The organism is Halobacillus massiliensis (genome assembly GCF_900166625.1).
Lineage (GTDB): Bacteria > Bacillota > Bacilli > Bacillales > Halobacillaceae > Halobacillus_A > Halobacillus_A massiliensis.
This window is the reverse complement of the sequence record NZ_LT800499.1, coordinates 4,236,266-4,238,765: the sequence shown is the minus strand read 5'-3', so window position 1 is coordinate 4,238,765 and position 2,500 is coordinate 4,236,266. Positions and strand designations below refer to the sequence as shown.

Annotated in this window: 8 tRNA genes and 2 rRNA genes (1 of these 10 only partly in view); all 10 read left to right on the top strand. The window is 53.3% G+C overall.

Annotated elements, in window-relative coordinates:
- Positions 1-1,510: ribosomal RNA gene (locus B7E06_RS21175) — 23S ribosomal RNA — on the top strand (it extends 1,415 nt beyond the left edge of the window).
- Between the two features lie 127 nt (positions 1,511-1,637).
- A 5S ribosomal RNA gene (gene rrf / locus B7E06_RS21170) occupies positions 1,638-1,751 on the top strand.
- A gap of 12 nt (positions 1,752-1,763) precedes the next feature.
- A tRNA-Val gene (locus B7E06_RS21165) sits at positions 1,764-1,839 on the top strand.
- A gap of 4 nt (positions 1,840-1,843) precedes the next feature.
- A tRNA-Thr gene (locus B7E06_RS21160) sits at positions 1,844-1,919 on the top strand.
- 22 nt (positions 1,920-1,941) lie between these two features.
- Positions 1,942-2,017, top strand: a tRNA-Lys gene (locus B7E06_RS21155).
- 7 nt (positions 2,018-2,024) lie between these two features.
- Positions 2,025-2,106: transfer RNA gene (locus tag B7E06_RS21150), tRNA-Leu, on the top strand.
- A 6-nt stretch (positions 2,107-2,112) separates the two neighbouring features.
- Positions 2,113-2,187, top strand: a tRNA-Gly gene (locus tag B7E06_RS21145).
- A 50-nt stretch (positions 2,188-2,237) separates the two neighbouring features.
- Positions 2,238-2,326: transfer RNA gene (locus tag B7E06_RS21140), tRNA-Leu, on the top strand.
- Between the two features lie 11 nt (positions 2,327-2,337).
- Positions 2,338-2,414 (top strand) — tRNA-Arg (locus B7E06_RS21135).
- Positions 2,415-2,422: 8 nt separating this feature from the next.
- Positions 2,423-2,499 (top strand) — tRNA-Pro (locus B7E06_RS21130).
- Position 2,500: the final 1 nt, after the last annotated feature.

The window sequence follows — 2,500 nt, the reverse complement described above, 5'->3', positions numbered from 1 at the left end:
TAGGCGATGGACAACAGGTGGATATTCCTGTACCGCCTTCCTTCCATTTGAGTGATGGGGGGACGCAGGAGGATAAGGAGAGCGCACCATTGGAAGCGTGCGTCCAAGCAGCAAGACGGTCGGAATAGGAAAATCCGTCCGGCAACGTCGAGCTGTGATGGGGAGGGAAATTGAGTACCGAAGCTCCGGATTTCACACTGCCAAGAAAAGCCTCTAGCGAGGAAGGATGGCGCCCGTACCGCAAACCAACACAGGTAGGCGAGGAGAGAATCCTAAGGTGAGCGGGAGAACTCTCGTTAAGGAACTCGGCAAAATGACCCCGTAACTTCGGGAGAAGGGGTGCTCCTCTGCCGAGGAGCCGCAGTGAAAAGGCCCAAGCGACTGTTTACCAAAAACACAGGTCTCTGCGAAGCCGTAAGGCGAAGTATAGGGGCTGACACCTGCCCGGTGCTGGAAGGTTAAGGGGATGCGTTAGCCGTAAGGCGAAGCGTTGAACCGAAGCCCCAGTAAACGGCGGCCGTAACTATAACGGTCCTAAGGTAGCGAAATTCCTTGTCGGGTAAGTTCCGACCCGCACGAAAGGTGCAACGACTTGGGCACTGTCTCAACGAGAGACCCGGTGAAATTATACTATGCGTGAAGATGCGCATTACCCGCGACAGGACGGAAAGACCCCGTGGAGCTTTACTGTAGCCTGATATTGAATGTTGGTACAGCTTGTACAGGATAGGTGGGAGCCTGAGAAGCCGGAGCGCTAGCTTCGGTGGAGGCGCTGGTGGGATACCACCCTGGCTGTACGGACATTCTAACCCAGGACCGTGATCCGGTCCGGAGACAGTGTCAGGTGGGCAGTTTGACTGGGGCGGTCGCCTCCCAAAGAGTAACGGAGGCGCCCAAAGGTTCCCTCAGAATGGTTGGAAATCATTCGCAGAGTGTAAAGGCACAAGGGAGCTTGACTGCGAGACCTACAAGTCGAGCAGGGACGAAAGTCGGGCTTAGTGATCCGGCGGTACCGTATGGAAGGGCCGTCGCTCAACGGATAAAAGCTACCCCGGGGATAACAGGCTTATCTCCCCCAAGAGTCCACATCGACGGGGAGGTTTGGCACCTCGATGTCGGCTCATCGCATCCTGGGGCTGTAGTCGGTCCCAAGGGTTGGGCTGTTCGCCCATTAAAGCGGTACGCGAGCTGGGTTCAGAACGTCGTGAGACAGTTCGGTCCCTATCCGTCGTGGGCGTTGGAAATCTGAAAGGAGCTGTCCTTAGTACGAGAGGACCGGGATGGACACACCGCTGGTGTACCAGTTGTTCCGCCAGGAGCATCGCTGGGTAGCTACGTGTGGACGGGATAAGTGCTGAAAGCATCTAAGCATGAAGCCCCCCTTGAGATGAGATTTCCCCTAACTATAAGTTAGTAAGATTCCTCAGAGACGATGAGGTCGATAGGTCTGAAGTGGACGCGTGGTGACACGTGGAGCTGACAGATACTAATCAATCGATGACTTATCTTTTAATTCTTTCGTGGTTTGATAGAAAGCAGTCTTATCCAGTTTTGAGGGTTTATTTAAAAAGTTTTTAAAAACCCTTGATATTTTCCCAAAAGGACAATATAATATATCTTGTCCCTAAAAAATAAGGTTTGGTGGCGATAGCGAAGAGGTCACACCTGTTCCCATGCCGAACACAGCAGTTAAGCTCTTCAGCGCCGATGGTAGTCGGGTTTACCCCCGTGAGAGTAGGACGCTGCCATACCTTACATAATCCGGAGGATTAGCTCAGCTGGGAGAGCACTTGCCTTACAAGCAAGGGGTCGCAGGTTCGAGCCCTGCATCCTCCACCATTTTGCCGGCCTAGCTCAATTGGTAGAGCAACTGACTTGTAATCAGTAGGTTGGGGGTTCAAGTCCTCTGGCCGGCACCATTTAGTCCTTGTTTTTCGTTAAGAGCCATTAGCTCAGTTGGTAGAGCATCTGACTTTTAATCAGAGGGTCGGAGGTTCGAGCCCTCCATGGCTCACCATTTATTAGCGGGTGTGGTGGAATTGGCAGACACGCTAGATTTAGGATCTAGTGCTTCACGGCGTGGGGGTTCAAGTCCCTCCACCCGCATTTTACGCGGAAGTAGTTCAGTGGTAGAACACCACCTTGCCAAGGTGGGGGTCGCGGGTTCGAATCCCGTCTTCCGCTCCATTTTACTTACAACCGTGATATAAGATACAAACCTTACTAGCAAGTGTCGTGCCGGGGTGGCGGAATTGGCAGACGCACAGGACTTAAAATCCTGCGGTGGGTTTCCACCGTGCCGGTTCGAGTCCGGCCCTCGGCACCATAATATGTTTTGCGCCCGTAGCTCAATTGGATAGAGCGTCTGACTACGGATCAGAAGGTTAGGGGTTCGACTCCTCTCGGGCGCGCCATTTACTTACGGGAAGTAGCTCAGCTTGGTAGAGCACTTGGTTTGGGACCAAGGGGTCGCAGGTTCGAATCCTGTCTTCCCGACCAT